Here is a 4,715-nt window from a genome sequence, read left to right on the forward strand (position 1 = left end):
GGCCCCCTTATCCGCTATATACGCCTTACTATCACCTTCCTGTTCGTAGAGCCACGATTTCGCTATCCCTTCCTCTGACGATTCTTATTTCCAGTGTCAGACTTAAAACGGTCTATCCCCAGACCGTTTTAATCCGCTACCTCACGATAGTCAGGCTTGGGAATCGCTATTGGGTTCACCGGTAGCAGGTGCCCACCGAGGACTTACACCTCAGATGCACGACATGCCCGTCGTACTACGAAAAAGCCCTGTTCCTCGAGATGAGGAGCAAGGCTTTTTGAGTTTCAATTATTCTTCTGTTCCAAGGAAGTTTTTAGCAACAAGGGCTGCAAGAACTCCACCAACGATTGGCGCAAGGATGAAAATCCAAACTTGTTGAAGGGCTGCGCCACCTACCAAAACAGCTGGTACCAAGCTACGAGCTGGATTTACTGAAAGCCCAGTAATGTTCAAGCCCACAAGAATCATCGCCATCAATGACAAACCGATTACCAAACCAGCAATCGCGCCATTGCCCTTGCTTGCTGATGTCACAGTCATGATAACCAAGACAAACAAGAAAGTTGCGATGACTTCAAACAAGAAACCACCAAAGATAGTGACACCGTTTGCCAAGGCATTTTCACCAAGGCTAGCAGTTGACATACCCGAGTTAGCCAAGAGGAAGAAGACTGCGCCAGAAGCGATGAAAGCTCCAACAACCTGACCAAGTATGTAGTTTACAAGTTCTGAAGATGACAAACGTTTGTTTACAAACATAGCAATCGAAACAGCCGGGTTCAAGTGAGCACCTGAAACAGTTCCGATTGAGTAGGCTGCCACCACGATTGCCAAACCAAAGGCAAAGGCGATTCCAAGGTGACCTAGGCCATCAAGACCATTTCCAAAAACAACAGCTCCTGTCCCGACGAATACAAGCATGAACGTACCGATTAACTCAGCAACAAATTTTTTCATTTTCTTTCTCCTTTTTTCAAAAACTAGATACTAGTCTATCAAAAGTAGGAAAGGGTTTCAAGAAAATTGATTGGAAATTTTCTTGAAAATCATAGAACTACTAGCAATACCTAATATTGAAAAGATTGAATAGCTTCTTTCAAGTCATCTTGTAAACTATTTCTCTGGTCAAGTTGGACATAGACTTCCAACAGACAGGATCTGAAGTTGGAAAATTTATAAAAATCTTCTCTTTCTTCTATCGGAAAGTCAACAGCTTTTATCCAAGAAGCTACTTGCTCTTGCGCTAACTTCCCTTGTAAAATAGGTTCATAGATCACTCTTGCTAAACGCCAATCCTCATCATCTGTAAAACGAATCGAAACTCTTTTAAATAGTTGGCCAAGTATATCAAATACTTCATGAACTCTGTTTTTAGGAAAGTTGGGATGACAAACCACCTCTGTCAGTAAATCGGCTCCATGTGCAAAAGCATGAACCCAACCATACTGACTTGAAAAACCCGTTGTATCCTTTTCTTTTGAAAGATAATACAAACCTTGATTTAAAAGGACATTACGAATTCCTGCATTTAATTCCTGATAAAAAATCGATTGCTGGTTGGCATCTGCAGACAAGAGATTTGCATAAATAAGCGCCCTAAAAGAACGTTCAAGGGTTGACAGGCCTACCTTATCAATATCTTTATCTAACCCTCCATCAGATGAAATCCCTTCAGCAATGAAATGAAATTGTTCCTGTGTAAATAGCTCTTCCTGAATCCCTCTAGCAAAGCTTGTAAAAACAAGGTCATCACGAATTTCTGGAGAAGGATCTCCCAAATGATCAAGTAGCCACTGGATTTCTTCCTGGTTATAACTTGGTTTTTCTTCTGCTATTTTTCTAAGTAACTTTTGATACATGGTCAATACCTCTACATTTCTAGCAACTGTTCAAAAATCTGTCCTTAAATGACTTTAGCAATTTGTAAAATTAAGTTAAAGAGAAAAAGACATTTATATTCAGAGAAACAGCACATTTCTGAAAGGATACATAAATGATTTATTCCATATTACCACAAATGAACTTGTAATGATAGAACTTTATCACAAAAATCACATTTCTGTCTCAAAAATTGCGAAAAACTAGTTATATAGTCATTTAGTTTTAAAAAAGCGTTCCAACCATTCAAAAATAGTTGGGACTTCCCTTAATAAATCTGTTACTTTCTTTTTCAAGATAGCCCAAGCTTGCTCAATAGGATTCAAATCTGGTGAATAAGGCGGTAGAGGTAAGAAAAAGTGTTTATCTTAGATGCAGAGTTCATCCAAAATGTTCTTGGGATCAAAACTAGCATTGTCCATGATAATAACACGAGGTGTCTTCAAAGCATGTAGAAGTTGCGTTTTGAATCACTCCCCAAAGAAATCGCTTGTCATGCTGTTCTTGTAAATCATGGGAGCTATAAACTCTCCGTCTACTTGTCCTGCAACAATTGAAGTTCGCTCAAAACGACGTCCGCTAATCTTTTCATAGACTTTCTCCCCTCTAGGAGCCCCTGCATAAGGACGAGGGAGCGCTATTGTATAATAGATTGAAACTAGAATAGTACACCTCTACTTCTAAAACATTGTTAGAAATCTATTTGACTGTCCTGATTGATTCATCCTGTTCTTATCTCATTTCACTATATTCACCGGTAGTGAATCTCTACAGAGGACTTACACCTCAGATGCACGACATGCCCATCGTATAAAAAATCTCCTACCCAAGGTAGAAGAATTTTAATCTTATAAAACTTAATCCGTCATGTCCGATACCAAAGTTCGATGCTCCAATGGAATACTGCACATAACTAGCAAGAAAATAAAGCCTGACTGAATCCAGAAGAGAGCCAAGTCAAAAATTCCGTGCACAGCAACCACTGTAAGGAAAGATAGATAAAGGCCGATAATCGGACGTTTCCCCGACTCCTGACTCATATCCATCATCAAGCGAACAGGAGCAACAGAAGACAAAACTAATAAAATAGTCCCCACAATTCCGTAACTCAGAATCGTATCAATATAAAGGCTATGAGCATGTTCATGATAAGGAGCATGTATCCGAGGATACGAGTGCATGTAGGTCAATGGCCCCTCACCCCAAAAAGGATTTTGCTTAAACAAGGCCATCCCAGCATCCCAAATAGAAATTCGTTCTTCCATAGAAGAATCTAAAGTCCCCATCCGAACTCCCAAATCACTGGAAAAGAGGAAGCTCAAGCCAATCGCAAATACCCCAATACTAAGCCAAAAGGCCTTCCAGTTTTTAATAGTCGTAAAGAGATAGATGATTGCTCCAGCGATAATAGCAGGAAAAGCAGTTCGATTTTGCGTAAAGTTCAATCCAAAGAGATTAACAAAGCCTGCAATCACACAGAATACTTTCAACCAATTCAACTTGGTCGTTGTAAATAGATAGAAAGCAATCATGATACAGAAACAACAAATAATTCCATAATAATTAGGATTAAAGAAGGTCACTTCTGCACGATTCTGATGCCACACCTGCATATTGGGTGAAAGAAAAGCATAGTTGAATTTCTTCACAATTTGGAAATGTTCTAAACTGGCAAAAGCAGCTGACAAGACACTACCAAACAAGACGAGCTGCAAAATTAATCGAAAGAATTTATGTGATAAAATCGACTGATATTGCAAAAATAAAATAGCAAACAAAAACATTCCTACTGAAGCCACAAGACCCATCCAATTTTGTGCAAGAATGGATATAACAGTACTATAGCCAAGAAAAAGAAGCAGCATCGGATGCTCCCCCATTTTCTGAAGAATACTTTTCATGTCTCCTGTAAAAATCAAACTGATAATATATAAACAGAGTACAACTACAAAAAGATAAAAGGGTAAAAAGATACTTAGGATAATTCCCAATAAAATCAGCTCTTTACTAGACAACCCCTTCAGCTTTTCAATAAAGCCTATTGATTTCAAAATGAATCCTTTCTCTCCAAATCAGCTGATTCAGATAATAGTAAGCTATCCTATATTGTACCACTTTTTTAGCAATTTGAAAACAAAGGAAACGTTTTCCAAAATAAAATGTAATTCGAATGTGATAATTGAAAGTTCTATAATGAAGTTAGCCATCCAGCCCTCCTAAAAATTAGATGGTTTAACTAGCTTATAGCTAGTACTCGATTTCATTTGATAAGAGGCTTGATGCTGTTAGGCTGACAAGCCAAGGCTAAGATTAGCCTTGGTTTAGCTGACAAAACTGCTTCAAGGGTTCCTCTTGTCAAATGAAAGCTCTTCTAGGCATAAGAAAACACCTCTGTGTTATACTTGTTGTTCAATCACAAACACAAGAAAGGCACAGAGATGCAAAACCATTATACTACAAAAGCCAAACATTTGACAATCGATAGCCGTCGTTTAATCGAACGATGGAAAAAGGAAGGGAAATCAAATAGAGAAATCGCCTCTTTACTTGGAAAAGCTCCTCAAACCATTCACAATGAAGTCAAGCGTGGGACAGTCCGACAATGTCTTGGAAAAGGACGCTTTAAAGAGGTTTATTCTGCCGACTATGCTCAACAGTCTTATGAAAATAATCGCAAGCGCTCGGTCAAGAAATCAAGATTGANNCAAAAATTTTCGCCTGAAATGATGGTCAAGGCTAAGGGCGTTAACGTGGGAATTTCTACCATCTACTACTGGATCCATCATGGAAAATTAGGATTGTCAAAACAGGATCTGCTCTATCCTAGAAAAGGAAAA

General features: G+C 38.8%; 4 protein-coding genes and 1 pseudogene. 1 reads left to right on the forward strand and 4 read right to left on the reverse strand.

Features of this window, described 5'->3' with window-relative positions:
- Positions 1-288 precede the first annotated feature (288 nt).
- The 4 genes and pseudogenes from HT699_RS08270 to HT699_RS08285 form a co-directional block, all read right to left on the reverse strand.
- On the reverse strand, positions 289-957 hold the full coding sequence (locus tag HT699_RS08270) for an aquaporin (RefSeq protein ID WP_172921946.1): 669 nt from the start codon (positions 955-957) through the stop codon (positions 289-291).
- Positions 958-1,067: 110 nt separating this feature from the next.
- Positions 1,068-1,859, reverse strand: a complete 792-nt coding sequence (locus HT699_RS08275; RefSeq protein ID WP_000284389.1) for a DUF2785 domain-containing protein — start codon at positions 1,857-1,859, stop codon at positions 1,068-1,070.
- Positions 1,860-2,093: 234 nt separating this feature from the next.
- Positions 2,094-2,507 (reverse strand): annotated as a pseudogene (locus HT699_RS11805) (transposase); the annotation flags it as partial.
- A gap of 228 nt (positions 2,508-2,735) precedes the next feature.
- Positions 2,736-3,929, reverse strand: coding sequence for an O-antigen ligase (locus HT699_RS08285; RefSeq protein WP_023937263.1), 1,194 nt, complete (start codon positions 3,927-3,929; stop codon positions 2,736-2,738).
- A 387-nt stretch (positions 3,930-4,316) separates the two neighbouring features.
- Here HT699_RS08285 and HT699_RS08290 point away from each other — a divergent pair.
- The coding region (locus tag HT699_RS08290; protein ID WP_172934258.1) for a helix-turn-helix domain-containing protein at positions 4,317-4,715 on the forward strand (399 nt) is incomplete at its 3' end.

It is taken from the genome of Streptococcus sp. 1055 (assembly GCF_013276815.1).
Classification (GTDB): domain Bacteria; phylum Bacillota; class Bacilli; order Lactobacillales; family Streptococcaceae; genus Streptococcus; species Streptococcus pseudopneumoniae.

Coding starts and splice junctions, on each gene's coding strand:
- HT699_RS08270 (WP_172921946.1), bottom strand. CDS start 957: ATGAAAAAATTTGTTGCTGAGTTAATCGGTACGTTCATGCTTGTATTC.
- HT699_RS08275 (WP_000284389.1), bottom strand. CDS start 1,859: ATGTATCAAAAGTTACTTAGAAAAATAGCAGAAGAAAAACCAAGTTAT.